14 protein-coding genes and 1 pseudogene are annotated in these 15195 nt (G+C 67.6%); 10 read left to right on the top strand and 5 right to left on the bottom strand.

Translation table 11 applies throughout. The features are described 5' to 3' along the window. Positions 1–44: 44 nt before the first annotated feature. A protein-coding gene (locus tag ACFRKB_RS27135) for an IS5 family transposase (RefSeq protein ID WP_383109082.1) occupies positions 45–858 on the bottom strand; the annotation gives its coding sequence in 2 pieces (ribosomal slippage) (positions 45–522 and positions 521–858; 816 coding nt in all). A 227-nt stretch (positions 859–1085) separates the two neighbouring features. Here ACFRKB_RS27135 and ACFRKB_RS27130 point away from each other — a divergent pair. Further along, on the top strand, positions 1086–2216 hold the full coding sequence (locus tag ACFRKB_RS27130) for an acyltransferase family protein (RefSeq protein ID WP_383109081.1): 1131 nt from the start codon (positions 1086–1088) through the stop codon (positions 2214–2216). Positions 2217–2481: 265 nt separating this feature from the next. Here ACFRKB_RS27130 and ACFRKB_RS27125 read toward each other — a convergent pair. Next, a pseudogene (locus tag ACFRKB_RS27125) lies at positions 2482–2629 on the bottom strand (transposase); the annotation flags it as partial. Positions 2630–2929: 300 nt separating this feature from the next. Next, a complete protein-coding gene (locus ACFRKB_RS27120) occupies positions 2930–3334 on the bottom strand; it encodes a transposase (protein ID WP_383109079.1) in 405 nt (134 codons plus the stop codon). Between the two features lie 200 nt (positions 3335–3534). Between ACFRKB_RS27120 and ACFRKB_RS27115 the strand changes: the two genes are divergently transcribed. The 3 genes from ACFRKB_RS27115 to ACFRKB_RS27105 all read left to right on the top strand — a co-directional run bounded on the left by ACFRKB_RS27115 (position 3535) and on the right by ACFRKB_RS27105 (position 6041). Next, positions 3535–4089 carry an acyl-CoA-like ligand-binding transcription factor gene (locus ACFRKB_RS27115; RefSeq protein WP_383109078.1) on the top strand — a complete coding sequence of 185 codons (555 nt, stop codon included), beginning with the start codon at positions 3535–3537 and terminating at the stop codon, positions 4087–4089. A gap of 161 nt (positions 4090–4250) precedes the next feature. Continuing rightward, positions 4251–5033, top strand: coding sequence for an SDR family NAD(P)-dependent oxidoreductase (locus ACFRKB_RS27110; RefSeq protein WP_383109077.1), 783 nt, complete (start codon positions 4251–4253; stop codon positions 5031–5033). Between the two features lie 69 nt (positions 5034–5102). Beyond that, a complete protein-coding gene (locus ACFRKB_RS27105; RefSeq protein ID WP_383109075.1) occupies positions 5103–6041 on the top strand; it encodes a zinc-binding dehydrogenase in 939 nt (312 codons plus the stop codon). Positions 6042–6064: 23 nt separating this feature from the next. On the opposite strand, the gene ACFRKB_RS27100 is transcribed toward ACFRKB_RS27105, so the two are convergent. Further along, on the bottom strand, positions 6065–6973 hold the full coding sequence (locus tag ACFRKB_RS27100) for an aminoglycoside phosphotransferase family protein (protein WP_383109074.1): 909 nt from the start codon (positions 6971–6973) through the stop codon (positions 6065–6067). Here ACFRKB_RS27100 and ACFRKB_RS27095 point away from each other — a divergent pair. From ACFRKB_RS27095 to ACFRKB_RS27080, 4 genes are all read left to right on the top strand, one after another. Continuing rightward, positions 6909–8114 carry a VanZ family protein gene (locus ACFRKB_RS27095; RefSeq protein ID WP_383109072.1) on the top strand — a complete coding sequence of 402 codons (1206 nt, stop codon included), beginning with the start codon at positions 6909–6911 and terminating at the stop codon, positions 8112–8114. The genes ACFRKB_RS27100 and ACFRKB_RS27095 overlap by 65 nt on opposite strands. A gap of 279 nt (positions 8115–8393) precedes the next feature. Then, positions 8394–9080 carry an ABC transporter ATP-binding protein gene (locus ACFRKB_RS27090; RefSeq protein WP_383109071.1) on the top strand — a complete coding sequence of 229 codons (687 nt, stop codon included), beginning with the start codon at positions 8394–8396 and terminating at the stop codon, positions 9078–9080. Beyond that, the gene (locus tag ACFRKB_RS27085; RefSeq protein WP_383109069.1) at positions 9077–11386 is read left to right on the top strand and encodes an ABC transporter permease; all 2310 of its coding nucleotides are present in this window, start codon (positions 9077–9079) and stop codon (positions 11384–11386) included. Before ACFRKB_RS27090 ends, ACFRKB_RS27085 begins: the two co-directional genes overlap by 4 nt. Before the next feature lie 125 nt (positions 11387–11511). Continuing rightward, positions 11512–12177 carry a DUF6518 family protein gene (locus ACFRKB_RS27080; RefSeq protein ID WP_383109068.1) on the top strand — a complete coding sequence of 222 codons (666 nt, stop codon included), beginning with the start codon at positions 11512–11514 and terminating at the stop codon, positions 12175–12177. A 185-nt stretch (positions 12178–12362) separates the two neighbouring features. Here ACFRKB_RS27080 and ACFRKB_RS27075 read toward each other — a convergent pair whose 3' ends face one another. Then, entirely contained in the window at positions 12363–13073 is a 711-nt protein-coding gene (locus tag ACFRKB_RS27075; RefSeq protein ID WP_383109067.1) for a 2-phosphosulfolactate phosphatase, read from the bottom strand. A 219-nt stretch (positions 13074–13292) separates the two neighbouring features. Between ACFRKB_RS27075 and ACFRKB_RS27070 the strand changes: the two genes are divergently transcribed. Further along, positions 13293–13601: a DUF7677 family protein gene (locus tag ACFRKB_RS27070; RefSeq protein ID WP_383109065.1), complete on the top strand. Its 309-nt coding sequence runs from the start codon at positions 13293–13295 to the stop codon at positions 13599–13601. A 570-nt stretch (positions 13602–14171) separates the two neighbouring features. Next, positions 14172–15179 carry a cupin domain-containing protein gene (locus ACFRKB_RS27065; RefSeq protein ID WP_383109064.1) on the top strand — a complete coding sequence of 336 codons (1008 nt, stop codon included), beginning with the start codon at positions 14172–14174 and terminating at the stop codon, positions 15177–15179. Positions 15180–15195 lie beyond the last annotated feature (16 nt).

Below are 15195 nucleotides of genomic sequence, written 5' to 3'. Positions count from 1 at the left end.
GGGGCAACTCCTCGGCCCCCGCGCCAGCATACTGAGACGGTGTCCTATGTGGTGAGTCTGAGGAGTCGTTTGTAGCAGCAGAGGGTGGCGGCGAAGCCGAGGAATGCCAGGTAGTTGCGGGGGTGGCGTTCGTAGCGGTGGTTGAGTCGGCGGTAGCCGGTCAGCCAGGAAAAGGTGCGCTCGATGACCCAACTTCGGCGCCCTAATCGTGCGCTGGATTCGATGCCTTTGCGGGCGATGCGGACGCCGATGCGTTTACCACGGAGCCATCGCCGCAGGTCGGGCTGGTCGTATGCTTTGTCGGCGCGGAGTGTGCGGGGCCTGTAGCTCCAGCCGTTTTCGGGGTCGTGTCCCGTTTGGAGACTGGCCACCATGGGTTTCAGTCCGAGGCTGTCGTGGGTGTTGGCGGCCGAGATGCCGACGACCAGGGGCAGTCCGTTCGCATCTGACAGGACGTGCATCTTGGAACGCGCCTTGCCCCGGTCCACGGGGCTCGGACCTGTAAGTTCGCCCCCTTCTTGGCCGTACGTGGGCGGAGTCGAGGACCACGCGGGAGAGGTCGGTCAGACCGCACTCGTCGATCCGGTCGATAGCCTCATGCAGCCGGCCCAAGAGGCCGGCCTTGGACCAGATCACGAACCGCCGGTGAACGGTCGACTTCGATGTGCCGAAACAGGGCGGCAGTGTCCGCCAGGCACAACCGCTCGCCAGCACATAAATGATCGCCGCGAACAGTGTTTCATCAGGCGTGTCCTGTGTCCCACCGCCCTGCGGCCGCACGTTCGACGGCGGGATCAACGGCGCCGCGATCTCCCACAAACCGTCCGGAACAATCCAACGCCATACACCCCGCCCCATGACCGGACCAACAACCGAACTCCACACAGGAAACCGTCAAGACGCGTCGGCTTCGGAATGGTCACTTGAGCTGATCCTCTCCCGTTTTGCATGAGCCCAATAACGATGCTTTGCCCTCCTGGATCACTCGTTGGGGTCAATCCCCGGGCCCGACGGTGCCCGAGGCAGCCTCCTGGGCACGTTCCAGACAACTCGGCTTGGTTGCGTCGGCGTCTGGGGGAGCTCAAATGGCTGGCTTGATGCCGACACGGCTGCCGTCGCTGACGGGCCTGCGCTTCGTTCTGGCCGCCTCGGTGCTGGCAGCCCACACCATGGTGGACTCAGCTGTCTTCGCCGACGACGACCTGCATACCGCGCTGCTCCCCATGGAAACCTATGCCGCCTGCGCGGTCAGCGGCTTCTTCGTCCTGTCGGGATTCGTGCTGACCTGGACCCACCGGCCCGGCGAGTCGGCCCGGGCCTTCTGGCGTCGCCGCTTGTGGAAGATCTTTCCCTGCCACGCACTCGGCTGGGCCGGCGCAGTGTTGTTCTTCGCGCTCACCTCAGCTGCGGCCCTGCCGGACGGCACGCCCGTACGCTGCGACCCCGGCTCCGGGTTTCTCACCCTGTTCCTCATGCAGAACTGGACCCCGGTCACGGCGCTGACCGCCTGCTTCAACGCACCGTCATGGTCTATCTCATGCGAGGCGTTCTTCTATGCCCTGTTCCCTTTGCTGATCACCGCTGTTCGCGCGCTCCCCGCGCACCGGCTCCGGCACGCCTGGACGGTGCTCGCATTAACCGTCGTCCTTCTCCCCCTGGCCAGTCTGCCTCTTGAGCAGGAGACCATGTGGATCAGCTACCTCTTCCCCCCGCCGCGACTGACGGAGTTCGTGCTCGGCATTGTCACCGCGCGCCTGATCCAGACCGGTCGCTGGCCACGGCTGCCGCGCACCGCATTGATCGCGCCTGCGGCACTGGCCGCCGCCCTGACACCAGTCATGCCCGAGCCCTACTGGTACGGGGCCCACGGCGCCGTACCCCTCGCCCTCCTCATCGCCCACCTGGCCCTCGTCGACTCCCACGACCGTACTGGCCGCCTGGCGCACCCCACCCTGGTCACACTCGGCGACGCCTCCTACGCCCTGTACATCGTGCACTGGCCCCTGCTGCTGGCCGCCCGCCACCTCATCGGCTCCGACCGCACTTTCTCCACGCCGACCGGGCTGCTACTCGCAGTGGCCTTCGCCGTTCTCGCGCAGGCGACCGCTCTGCTCGTACACAAGCACGTCGAACGGCCCCTGGCCCGCCGGTGGTCCCGCCCACCAGACCGCAAAGGGAAACACACGCCCAGCCCCTCCGACGCCCAGACCGCCTGACAAATCCCACAGCCTGTCCGGAACAATCCAACTCCACGTACCCCGCCCCATGTTCAGCTCGACAAGCAGTTTTCACATAGGACACCGTCCAAGCGGGCGTTTATGCAAGTCATCCCCTATATGCGGCTCTCGTCCCTGGCGATGGCCACGAGCGTCCTCGCCGTGAGCACCAGCCCGGCCGCGCGACGAGCGGCACCTACAGCGGCCTCGACTTCGTGCACGGTTCGGCGCCTGAAAGGGCGACCGGAGCAACGAAGGCATTCAAGAGGCCCTTCGCAGAAGGAGACGGGCCCATCTCATCGACCCCGCCGAGGCGCCGCTGCCGCTTCTTCACGAGCTGCGGCTCGAACGTGCCCGCCCGGTCCCGCGGGCACCGTGATCTCCATCGGTCCCACCTCAGTGGTCACCGTCTTGGACCCGGCCCGGATCGCGCGGCGGACCGGCTCGGTGATGGAGTATCCGGCCGAGAAGAAGGTGCGGATTCCGCATGTCCGCAGGTCCCGGACGTGGTTGAGAAAGGATTTCGCCGAGCCGGCGCTGTCGGTGCGGACGAGATGTCGGTGCCGTGCCGGCGAGCGTCGGGGGTCTGCGCGAGTGCGTTGTCCCAGCACCGCGATGTGGTCCGCGGCGGTGGTGGCGCCGGCGTTTCCGGGCCGCAGCTGCCCGGACATGCCCTCGCCGGTGCCCTGACCGCCGGCTTTCGCCGCCGGTATTCAAGAGTGGGTTTCGGATGCCTGCGGCCAGGCCGCTTCCCCTGCCCGAGCACGGGCCGACGGCGGACGCTCCAACACGTGTTCGTCTTCGTCGACGGCGGCCGGCAATCGCGAGGCCGTCGGTGTCGAGGCAACCGGGCCGAACACCGTGTCCTGGTCCCGCAGTACGGCCAGATCCGTGATGGCCTCGCCGCCAGCGGTCAGCATCACCGCGAGATCGGTGGCGATCCGGCCCGGGTCATGACCAGTGCCGCGTGGCCGAAGCGGTCTGAGCGCGGTGGAGTACGCGCTGAACAGCCCGGTGGCATCGGCAAGATCAGCCAGCAGCCGTGTCCCGGTGTGACCCACCACCCCCGAATCGTCGGTGGAGACACGGAGCTTGGGACGCGAACCGGTACCCCGCACGCGGCAAATGCCTTCGCCTGGGCCGGCGGAACCCCTCGACAAGGTTCATCGTCCCAGGTCAGGAGGGCACTTCTGTGCTACCGCACAGAACCCGGTCCCACGCCAAATGAAACGACGAGGTTAGACTCCTCATCGTGTCGGTAGAGCCGGGGCGGCGGGGGCGAGGGCGTCCTCACGCGAGTACGCGCGAAGAAGTCGAGTTGGCGGCCGTCGCGCTGATGCAGCGCGACGGCTACGAGAACGTCACCGTCGCCTCGATCGTTTCCGCTGCGGGCATTAGCCGGACTACCTTCTTCCGCTACTTCGGCTCGAAGCCCGGCGTCATCTGGTACGCCTTCGACACCACGATCGAGCGACTGGCCGCCGCGATTGCCGCAGCGCCTGCCGACGCCGACGCGCTCGATACGGTGCGAGGGGCTGTTGTGCAGTCCACCCGGGCAGCGGTTTACGACAGCCCGGTTTGGCTGGAGCGGTTCCAGCTTCTCGACACGGTCGCCGAGCTGCAGGCGGAATCCCACCAGCACTGGGAACGGTGGAAGCGTGTCATCGCCGAGCACATCGCGGGACGTCTGGGCGACGCCCCCGACTCGGTGATCCCCCTGGCGGTCGCGGGCGCGTTCCACGGTGGCTTCATCGCCCAGCTTCGCGCCTGGCGGGACGATCAAGATCGTGACACCTTCGCCGTCCACCTCGACCGGAACATGCGGTGCGTCGTAGCCCTGCTCCGCCCGTTGGCTTCCGCGGACCTCGGCTGACCTCGCCGATCTGACCCACGCTTCTGCCCACCCTGGCCTTGCCGGGGGCTCCTGCCCTGCCGCCCCATCCCTCGTCGAACCCCGTACCGAAACATTTATGGAACGGAGTACCATAAATTCTTGGGTGCGGGCGAGGGCCCGGCGAGCAAAGGAGGGGTGTCGTGGCGGAGCAGCTCGATGGCAAACGGATCATCGTCACCGGCGGTGCTCAGGGGATCGGTGAGGCGGCGGTGCGGGCCTTTACCCGCGAAGGGGCGCAGGTCTACTCGTTCGACATTACTGAGGGCACCGGCGCTCGCGTCGCCAAGGAAGCCACGGAGGCGGGCCCTGGCGCAGCGTCCTTCCGGTGCACCGATATCACCGACAAAACGGATACTGGTGCGGCGTTTGAGGAGGCATGTGCGGCCCTGGGAGGGCTGGACGTCCTGGTGAATGTCGCCGGCCTGCAGCGCAGCGCCGCCGCTGCGGATATCACGGACGAACTGTGGGAGACGGTCTACCGGGTCAATGTGCTCGGCACGATCCACACCAACCAGGCCGCCTATCGCGCGATGAAGCCCTCCGGGGCCGGGGCGATCATCAACTTCGGCTCCATGTCCGGATTCACCGGTGAGCTGACCAATGCCGCCTACGGCTCCTCCAAGGGCGCCGTCCACACCTGGACCCGCACCGTTGCCCGAGAGTGGGGGCCGGACGGCATCCGCGTCAACGCCGTACTTCCCTACGTGAACACACCGATGTTCGAGAAGTACCGCAGCTCCCTCACTCCGGGGGAACTCGCTGCCTACGACGCGGAGATCGCCAAATCCATCCCTCTGGGCGGTCGCTTCGGCGACGCGGAGAAGGACCTCACCCCGGTCCTGGTCTTCCTCGCCAGTGACGCCTCCCACTTCATCACCGGCCAACTGCTGCCCGTCGACGGCGGCCTCACCTCGGTGCGTTGACCCATGCGTTGACCCTCCCCTGGGAACACCGGCGGCACCACCCGACAACGGAACGAAAGGCTCCACCCCATGAAGGCATGGCAGTTCACCGGTATCGACGAACCACTGCGTCTGGTCGACTTGGCGGATCCGCAGCCCGGCCCCGACGAGATCGTGGTGGACGTCAAAGCGGCAGGTCTGTGCCACAGCGACGTCAGCTTCGTTGACGGCACCATCACCGCGCTGCTCGGATCCGTCCCCATCGTGCTGGGCCACGAGACCGCCGGCGTGGTCTCCGCGATCGGCAGGGACGTACAAGCCTTCGCCATCGGTGACCGTGTCGGCATCCCCGCTACGACGGAAGGCCCCGGGACCGCCGTCGACGGCGGATTCGCCGAGAAGGTACGCGTCAAAGAACGGTTCGTGGTCCGCCTCCCCGACGCGGTCAGCTTTGAGCAGGCCGCGCCGGCCACCGACGCGGCGCGCACCGCCTACCGGGCCGTGCGTACCTTCGGTCATGTCGAAGACGGGATGAACGTCGGCATTATTGGCTTCGGCGGACTGGGCTCCCTCGGCGCGCAGATCGCCCGGGCCTTCGGCGCACAGGTGTACGTGGCCGAGACCAACGAAGCCGTCTGGCCAAACGTCCAGGCCTTCGGGCCCGCGGGCATGTCCGCGGACATCCGCGACTTCGAGGACGCTCAGCTCGATGTGATCATTGACTTCGCTGGTTTCGGCACCACGACAGCCTCCGCTATCGACGCCATCCGGCACGGTGGCCGGGTTGTGCAGATCGGCATGGCCCGCGAGTCGGCGACCCTGTCGATGCAGAAGATCATCCTCAAGGAGATCACGCTGGTTGGTGCCTCCAACGGAGAGAAGTCCGAATGTGAGGCCGTGCTCGACCTGATAGCCCAGGACAAGATCAGCTCCAGGATCGTGCAGATCACATTCGAGCAGATCCCCGAGTACCTTGACAGGCTCCGCAACGGTCAGGTCGACGGACGCGCCGTCGCCGTGACTCCCTGAGGCCAGCATCGACCGGACAAGTCCTAGGCGAAGCGTTCGTGGTCAGCCAGTACTGCGTCGATCACACGAAGATGGACGGCAGCCTGTTCGTCTCGGGGATCAGGGCACTGGGTCACGGTCAGTGCGGACTTCCACAGTGCCCAGCCCCTGGCCCTGGCCCAAGTGCCGTCGTCCTGTCCGACCGCTTGGCGGAACGACTCCCGGCTGACTTCGCGGAACATGGTCCAGGCGATGGTGAGGTCACAGGCCGGGTCGCCTACGCCCGAGGTGCCGAAGTCGATGACTGCCGTCAGTTCACCGCCGCCGACGAGCAGGTTGTTGCCGCCGAAGTCACCGTGGAACCACACTGGCCTCCCTCGCCATTCGGCCGCGAGTGCCGCCTGCCAGACTTCCGTGGCCCGTACGTTGTCGATGCGGCTGCCGAGGGCGGCGATGCACCGGTGCGTCTCGTCGTCGTAGTGGGCGGGTGACGCACCGCGGTAGAAGCTGTGTGTCCCCGCGACGGGGCCGCCGGTGGCGTCGCAGCGCTGAAGGGCGAGAAGGAACCCGGCCGCGTCGGCGGCGAACTGGGGCATGTCGTCGATGCGTTCGGGGGAGGCCGTCTCGCCGGGCAGCCAGCGGCGTACGGACCAGGGGTAGGGATATCCCTCACCCGGGGCCCCCTTGGCCAGGACGGTGGGCACGGCCGTCGGCAGGGAGGGGGACAGGCGGGGCAGCCAGTCACACTCCTTGTCGACGGCGGAGGCGTAGCCGGCCGCGGTGGGCAGGCGGACCGTCATGTCCTCGCCGAGGCGGTAGGTGCGGTTGTCCCAGCCGTCCACCGCCACCGGGACGACCGGAAGATGTTCCCATTGCGGGAACTGTGCGGTGATCAGCCGCTTCACCAGCGCTGCGTCGATTCCTGCGCGCCCGTCCGGAGCAGTCGAAAGCATCCGCCGATCATCACAGGCGCGGCCATGTGCGGCAACGGAATTGCGGCCTGGGACACGTCCGAGTGTCCCGGAGAGCCGTCGAACTCGGGCTTGTGCCAACAGCCCTCGCCGGCAGGCAGCAGGGCACACTTTCGGGGACATCTGGAAGGAGGCCGACCGCAAGGTCGGCTTCGGTCCGCTGATTCTGGACAACCCGGCGGTGGCGGGTGTGGTGTTCAATCTTCTGCTCCTGCTGCCGCTCGGGGTCTTCGTCCGGTGTCACCTCCGACGCGGCTTGGCCGTGGCCCTGCTCGCGGGCTTCGGGGTCGCTCTCTTCTTCGAGGTGGCGCAGGGCACCGGTCTGTGGGGGGCTTATCCGTGCCCCTACCGCCTCTTCGACGTGGACGATCTGGTGACGAATTCGACCGGTGCCGCGATCGGCTGGATGGCCTCCGGCCCCCTGGCTCGCGCGCTGCCCGTGCTGGGGGCGAAGAGCCCTCGCGTGCGGGCGCATGACCCCGTTCCGTTCGGCCGTCGTCTGACCGCGCTGGTGGTGGACATCACGGGATGCGCGATCGTCGCATGGGGTGGTGTGTCGATAGTCGCCAGGTATGGCATCGGCGCTGACCCGCCGCCCTTGCTGATACCGCTGCTGGTGTGCGTGTGCTGGTTCGCCGTGCTGCCGTCCCTGGTCTGGGTGACCCCGGGGATGTGCCTGCTCCGGCTTCGCTTCACCGGCGTTGACGGCGGAGCAGTGGCCCGGCGGTGTGTCGCCCTGCGGCAGCTGCCGTTCACCGTGATCGCCTTCCCGTTTCTCCTGGTCATGCTGTTGCCGTTCACTGTGTTGTCGGAGTGGCTGGCGATCGCGTTCCTGCACGATCCGGTCGTTGTGGCCCTGTGGGTTGCCGGTGTGGCCGACAGTCCCTGGCTGTCCCTGGACGCCTTCGGCCTCCGTGGCGCGCCCCTGTCGATGGTGCTCATCGCTCTCTTCCCCGTTGTCTACAGCGTCCTCGTTCTGTGTCATCGGGAGCAGTTCGGGGCGCATGAGCTGCTGTCCGGCGTCCGGATACGGGCGCTGCCGCCCACCTGGGGTCGCGCCCGCGATACGGCGGAGCGGCCCGGCGAGGAGCAAGACTTGCCGCGGCTCTCCGGGCGGACCTGATCGGGGATCGCGGCTTGACGGGGGCGTCGCGCAAGTAGCTATACACTCAATGTATACATGGGGGTTATAGTCAGTCGCATGCGGACCGGCTGCCTCCGCACCCATTACAAAGGAAGGGATTCATGGGACCGAGCACGCCCTGCTGGGCCCGTACACGTCGGGCCCGTACGCGTCGGGGCCGTACGCGTCGGGGCCGCGTCACGGCTGTGCGGAAGTCGGCCCGCGCCGGCTCGAAGTGGCCGCCGGCCGCCTTTTCCGCCTTGTCGAGGAAGTGAACGAATGACCACCACCCTGCTCTCGGGGTCCGGCCTGCGCAAGGCGTACGGTCCGACCCCCGCACTCGACGGCGCGGACATCGCGGTCGGGGCCGGCGAAATCGTCGCCGTGATGGGCCCTTCCGGGTCCGGCAAGTCGACGCTGCTGCACTGTCTCGCCGGCGTTGTGCGGCCGGACTCCGGGGCCATTCACTATGACGGGCGCGATATATCGGATATGCCCGATAGTGAACTCAGTGCTCTGCGCCTCGGTGAGTTCGGCTTCGTCTTCCAGTTCGGTCAGTTGGTGCCCGAGCTGACGTGTGTGGAGAACGTGGCGCTGCCGGTGCGGCTCTCCGGCGTCCGTCGGAGGGAGGCCGAGCGCCGCGCCCTGGAGTGGATGGCCCGGCTGGAGGTCGACGACCTCGCGGCCAAGCGCCCCGGTGAGGTGTCCGGGGGCCAGGGCCAGCGGGTCGCCGTGGCCCGGTCACTGGTCACGAAACCACGTGTGATCTTCGCCGACGAGCCGACCGGCGCCCTCGACTCGTTCAACGGCGAGCGCGTGATGGATCTGTTCATCACCGCCGCCCAGGAGACCGGCGCGGCCGTCGTTCTCGTGACACACGAGGCGCGGGTGGCGGCGTACTCCCATCGCGAGGTAGTCGTCCGGGACGGCAAGTCCGCGGGTGCCGCGACGGTGGAGTTCCCATGAACAGGACGCGGAATCTTCTGCTGGGCGTGCGCTTCGCGGTGGCTTCCGGCCGAGACGGCTGGATCCGAACCCTCCTCACCGCTGTCGGTGTCGGGCTCGGAGCGGCGCTGCTGCTTCTCACCGCGGCCATCCCCAACGCGCTTGACGCACGGTCGGCACGGTCCGACGCACGAAGCGACTATGTGATGGGGGAGGCGATTCCCCGTGCGGCGAACACACTGCTGGTGGGCAAGATCCAGGAGGCGGTTGGCGGCGGGGAGGTGCGCGGCCGGCTCGTATACGCCGAGGGGCCCGAGGCGCCGGTGCCTCCCGGCCTCGGCGGGATACCCGAGCCCGGAGACATGGTCGTCTCGCCGGCGCTCAAGGAACTGCTGTCCTCTCCCGAAGGGGCATCGCTGAAGGAGCGACTGCCGTACCGCGTCACCGGCACCATCAGGGACGAGGGACTGCTCGGACCGAACGAACTCGCCTACTACGCGGGCAATGACACCCTGAAGCTGGGGGAGGGGGACGTCGTCCGGGTCGACTCGTACGACGCGGTCGGTACTCCCACGGAGATCGACCCGTTTCTCATGCTCCTCGTCGTCGTCATGCTCGTGGTGCTGCTGATGCCGGTCGGGGTGTTCACCATCGCGGCCCTGAGGTTCGGCGGCGACCGCCGGGACCGCCGGCTCGCCGCGCTGCGGCTGGTCGGTGTGGACCGGGAGGGGGTGCGATGGATCGCAGCCGGTGAAGCACTCGCCGGCTCCCTGCTGGGGCTGGTGGTGGGTACCGGGTTCTTCCTGCTGGCGCGCGGCTGGATCAGTGACATCTCGGTCGCGGGGCTGGACGTCTTCCCGGCCGACCCGGACCCGAGTCCGGCGCTCGCGGCGCTGATCGCGGTGCTGGTACCGGTCTGCGCCCTCGCGGTGACGCTCCTCGCGATGCGCGGCGTACTCATCGAACCCCTGGGAGTGGTCCGGTCGACGCAGGCGCGGACACGACGCCTGTGGTGGCGGCTTCTGCCGACGGCGGTCGGCCTGGCCCTGCTCGCCCCGCTCGTCGGCGGGAGCAGGGACGGAGCGTTCTTCAACACGTCGCAGGTGATCACCGGGACGGTGCTTCTGCTGATCGGTGTGATCGTGCTGCTGCCCTGGGTCACCGAAGCGGTCGTGAAGCGGCTCGATGGGGGCGGTGTCAGCTGGCAGCTCGCCGTGCGGCGGCTTCAGCTCAGCTCGGGAACAGCGGCCCGGCTGGTCAGCGGCATCGCTGTCGCCGTCGCCGGGGGCATCGCGTTGCAGATGCTGTTCACGAGCCTGGAGAGCGACTACGTCAAAAACACCGACGCGGCACACGACATGCGTGTCGCCATGGACGGCGTGCCCGTCAAGGAGCGTGCCGAACTCGTTTCCGCCGTCCGCGGCGCGGACGGTGTGAAATCCACGAGCGTGTTGTTCACCCAGAACCTCGGCTCCGCGTCACCGGCGAAGGACGACGGCTATCTGTCCCGCTTGAACGTCGGTGACTGCGCGTCGCTGGCCAGGCTGGCCGACCTCCCGTCCTGCACGGACGGTGATGTCTTCCTCATCGGCAACGGAAGCGAGAGCGCGCGGGACAAGGCACTGGTGACGCCCGGGGCGCGACTGCTGGTCGCCCCCTCCGGGCAGCAGGGCAGTGCCGATGGCGACGTACCGTGGGTCGTGCCCGACCGGCTCAGGACCGTATCGGCCGTGGCTGGGCAGGAGAGCACGGAAGGCGTGCTCGCGACGCCCGGCGCGGTGCCGCGACTGGACGAGGTACCGGTCAACGTCCTGATAAAGGTGGACCTGCGCGGCAATTCGGTGGACGAAGCCAACTCGGTACGCGAGGCCGCGAGCGCGGTGCACCCGCTGGCGGCGGTCGCGGTCGAGCAGGCCACGGTCACCGACCGGAAGTTCGCCAACGTGGTGAAGGGCATCGGCATCGGCACGGTCGCCCTCCTGCTCCTGATCGGGCTGAGTCTGCTGCTGTCGACACTGGAACAGCTGCGCGAACGGAAGAAGCTGCTCGCGGCTCTGGTCGCGTTCGGGACCCGGCGCTCCACCCTGGGGTGGTCAGTCCTCTGGCAGGCGGTCCTGCCGGTCGCGCTGGGAATGCTTCTGGCCAGTGTGACCGGGGTGTTGCTCGGATCCGTGCTCCAGCTGATGGTCAGTCGGGCTCCTGCGGTGGACTGGGCAGGCGTGGTGACACTGACGAGCGCGGGCGGCGCGGTGGTCGTGCTGACGACACTGCTCAGCCTTCCCGCGCTGTGGCGGCTCATGAGGCCGGACGGCCTGCGCCACGAATAACACTGACGGCGGGCCCTCGCACGCCAGGTATCCCAGCCCCGCCGACAAGGGGAGTGTGCCCGCCTCACGTGCGGTCCATCAAGGCGGCTCGTGAATCCTCAAGATCCTGGAGAACAACACATCCCATGAGCTCTCTCGTCTCTCAGACATCTGTCGCCGAACCAGATTCTTCCACCTTCCGGGTCTCGTGGGTCAGCGCGTTGGCAGGAGCGCTGCTCTGCGGGCTCGCCTTCGGAGTGCTGACCAATCTTGCGCAAGGCTGGCTCCCCGGAGCGTGGAACAATCTGGCCAACTCGGGCGCCGTCTGGTCGTCGGTCGCCTTCGTGACCGGAGCGGTGCTCGCGGCCAAAGTCTCGCTCCGCCTTGCCGCCGTAGCAGGACTCCTGGCCGAGCTCGGCCTGGTCGTCGGCTATTACGGGTATGCCGAGTTCGGCTTCGACCGCTCGGGCATGGGTAATCTCACCTGGCCGCTCATCTGGATCGGCATGGCGGGTATAGCGGGACCGCTCTTCGGTGTGGCGGGCCGCTGGTCGCGGCGCGGCCGGACCCTGCTCCGCCGTACGGTCGGGACGGCCTCGCTCGCGGGCGTCTTCGGCGCGGAAGCTATCGCCTACCACTGGGACCTTCGCTATACGGCCCAGGCCGTGGCCTGCGTCGCCGTCCTGATTCTCATCCCGCTCGCCCTGGCCCGCACCCTCAAGGGGCGCGTGCTGGCCCTGCTGACAGCCGCCGCCTTTTCGCTGGTCGCGTATTTCACGGTGTTCGCGTTCTTGAGCAACGCGAGCGCCTGACAGAGGCGTTCGGGAACTCTGGTGGGAACCTGACGCCGCCGGGTGGAACGGACGGGCAAGCCGGCGGACGCCTGCGTCGCGGTGAGAACCTGTGCCGTCGTGAACCGCGCCACCCATCTCTGTGTCGGTCCGGGCCGTCCTCAGCCTCCACCTCGCGTCAGCGTGAGGCGACAACGGTTCAGTGATTACCGTGCGCGGTGTACAGCGGACACCGCATCCGGCCGAGTCCGGAGCGGCCGCAGCACTGCCATCCCTTCCTCAAGTTCGACCTTCATGGCGAAGTCGAACCGGTCCACCTCCAAACACAACTCCACATCGGCGGGGTGAGCACCGAGGCGTCGCCCGCCCCGCAGGTCGTCCGCGGCCGGGGAGGTGCGGGCGCGGTGGAGATAGGGGCCGGGGTCGGGACGATCCCCTGCCAGGAGCCGGTGCAGGTACTCGGCGCAGGCCAGATCCTCGGCGGCACGGCCGTCCTCGCCGGTGGCCACGAACGTCATCGAGTCGACGCCAGCGTCCGCCAGGACCCGGGCCGTCGCGCCGGCCACGACGAAACTGGCGCACAGCGCCAATTTCGCCTCGGCAACTGCCAGGGCCCCCACCGTTCCCGCCGTGGTCTTCTGGATCACGGTGCGGCCGGCCAAGTCGGTCTCCCGTATCACGCCAGGGGAGTTGACCAGATCGAACCCGCTGACCGGTGCCCCGTCCTTGAGCGCAAGCCAGCCTGGGTGACACGCCTTGACGGCCAGTGCCTCGTTCTCATCGGCAGCGAGAACGATTTTGTCTGCCCCGCGGTGGAAGGCCCAGGCGGCGGTGGTGAACGCCCGCATCACATCGATCGCAACGGCCACCTCTTCGGTGCCGTCCACCTGAGGTATTCCGACTACGCGCGCGTCCATGCCGGGATGGTCGCAGCCGACTGAAGCGATCCACAAGGCCGTTGACGATCGTTCGGTGCTGAGGGGCTGCCTCGCCGGCACATGCTCAAGTACCGGGCGGGTCAGCAGGCCAGCGGCTCGTCGCCCGCGGTCCGACCTGGCATTCGGCACGTTGGAAAGGACTCACTGTCGTCCAAAAGATCTTGCCAAGGTGCTGTACCCGCCAGGCATGATGTTCTGGTGGGACATCTTCCTGTCGATGTACGTGCTTCGCTCCGGCTCTTCGCGTTCTACTTGGCGAACGGCACCATCGACGTTGACCTGCTCGACGGATTTGACTACCGACCCGCTCTGTTCCAGTTCGGTTCGTCGTTGGAGCAAGTCTTCGCGATCTACAGCAATGTGCTGGAAGTTGATGCAAGCGGCAGGGTGCTGAACGACGGGGACGCGCAGTACCGTGCCGCACAGTGGATTCGCGGTTGTTGCGACCCGACTTACCAGGTCGAGCCGCCCTTCCAGGCTTGGGAGACCGAGCTCCACGGTCCATGAACGAGCCAGTGGTCCTCGTGGGACATCACACCCGCATCGGGAGTGAGGTGGGGGTGACCGGCTGCCGGGTAGCACTCGGTGGTCTTGTCGCAATGGGTGGCGATGCCCTCGCGCAGGTCGTCGAGGACGGCTTTGAGATTCAGAGCTTCGGCGACGCCGCTACCCAGCCGTCCCCAGAGCGCGCAGCTTGCGAGCCAGCCGCGCGAAGAACGGTGGCGGAGAGTGGGGGGATTGATTGCTCACGGCGATGGAATGGCGACGATCCGCTGCCGGATCCGGCCGACCTGTCCTTTCCCGGGGCCGTTTACGGCCAAATGGGGCACGGTGGATCGGTCCGTACGTTTTGACAACGGTCGAAGGCGGATGGAAATTGTAAAGGTGTGCGATTACGAGGTCCGACTGCGAGGTCCGGCCGCGCGTAACGCGGGCCCGCGCGTAACGTCGGCCCGCGCGTAACGTCGGCCCGCGCGTAACGTCGGCCCGCGCGTAACGTCGGCCCGCGCGTAATGTCGACGCGCTGACCTCGGGCGGGAAGGTTGAGCAATGGCCAAGGCCAGGACACCGCAGAGCTTGAACAGGCCGATCGAGCAGGACGCACCACTGCTCAGACGCGGCAAGTTGGTGAAACCGGGTGAGGGCGTCTCGATCTGGTGGATGGGCGACGACCGGATCACCTTCGCGGCCGTCAGCGAGGACACGGGCAGCGAGTACGCGTTCTGGCTCGACTATCCACCGGCCGGAACCGGCCCGCCCAGGCACATCCATTCACGCGAGGAAGAGGGCTTCTTCCTGCTCCGGGGGAAAATTGAGCTGAAGGCAGGGGGGATCAACACCACTGTCGGCGACGGCACGTTCTTCGCGGCGCCGTGCGGCATCGCCCATGAGTGGCGCAATGTCGGAGACGAGACCGCGGAGCTCATCACCTTTACCACCCCGGGCGGTAACGAGGGCTTCTTCCTGGAATTGGGCGCACCAGGCGATGAGCCGCCGGGGAACCGCGGGACGATGCCGGTCCAGGAGATCAACGCCCGGACGCCGCGCTACGGTGTCACCTATCTGGAAAGCACCGCGGACGGGCACGAAAGGCCCCTTCCGATGGGTGAAGGACGCGGTCCCACCCTGGTGCTCCCGGATGAAGGTGACCGCCGGTATGCCGCCGGCGTGACGTACACCATCAAGGCGGCGGGCCTCGCGACCGCGGCCGCCTACACGGTCACCGAGATCACGCTTGAGCCGGGCGGCGAGATGCCCGCGCATCGCCATGCCCGCTATGAGGAGGCCTTCTACGTCCTGGAGGGAACCGCCGAGGTGTTGATGGACGGAGAGGAATACGAGGCATCCGCGGGAACAGTCGTGGTCGTGCCCTGGGGTGTGCACCACCGGGTGCGGAACCGCACCGGTCAGCCGGTTCGGCTGTTCAACCTGACGGTGCCCGGCGGGATCGAGGAGTACTACCGCTCCGCGTGCCGCCCGTCTCCCGGACCGGGCGGCGACCCGGCAGGAGATCTGAACCGGTTGAGGGCGGCCGGGAGGCAGTTCGGTATCGAAGTCGACGCCGACGGGAGTGCGCCGGACTGAGCGCCTCCTGTCGAAG

Origin of the sequence: Streptomyces scopuliridis (genome assembly GCF_042790125.1) — a bacterium.
Taxonomy (GTDB): domain Bacteria; phylum Actinomycetota; class Actinomycetes; order Streptomycetales; family Streptomycetaceae; genus Streptomyces; species Streptomyces scopuliridis_A.
The sequence above is the reverse complement of the archived record's forward strand: the minus strand, read 5'-3'. Positions and strand labels throughout refer to the sequence as shown.

Coding starts and splice junctions, on each gene's coding strand:
- ACFRKB_RS27130 (WP_383109081.1), top strand. CDS start 1,086: ATGGCTGGCTTGATGCCGACACGGCTGCCGTCGCTGACGGGCCTGCGC.
- ACFRKB_RS27105 (WP_383109075.1), top strand. CDS start 5,103: ATGAAGGCATGGCAGTTCACCGGTATCGACGAACCACTGCGTCTGGTC.
- ACFRKB_RS27100 (WP_383109074.1), bottom strand. CDS start 6,973: ATGCTTTCGACTGCTCCGGACGGGCGCGCAGGAATCGACGCAGCGCTG.
- ACFRKB_RS27090 (WP_383109071.1), top strand. CDS start 8,394: ATGACCACCACCCTGCTCTCGGGGTCCGGCCTGCGCAAGGCGTACGGT.
- ACFRKB_RS27085 (WP_383109069.1), top strand. CDS start 9,077: ATGAACAGGACGCGGAATCTTCTGCTGGGCGTGCGCTTCGCGGTGGCT.
- ACFRKB_RS27080 (WP_383109068.1), top strand. CDS start 11,512: ATGAGCTCTCTCGTCTCTCAGACATCTGTCGCCGAACCAGATTCTTCC.
- ACFRKB_RS27075 (WP_383109067.1), bottom strand. CDS start 13,073: ATGGACGCGCGCGTAGTCGGAATACCTCAGGTGGACGGCACCGAAGAG.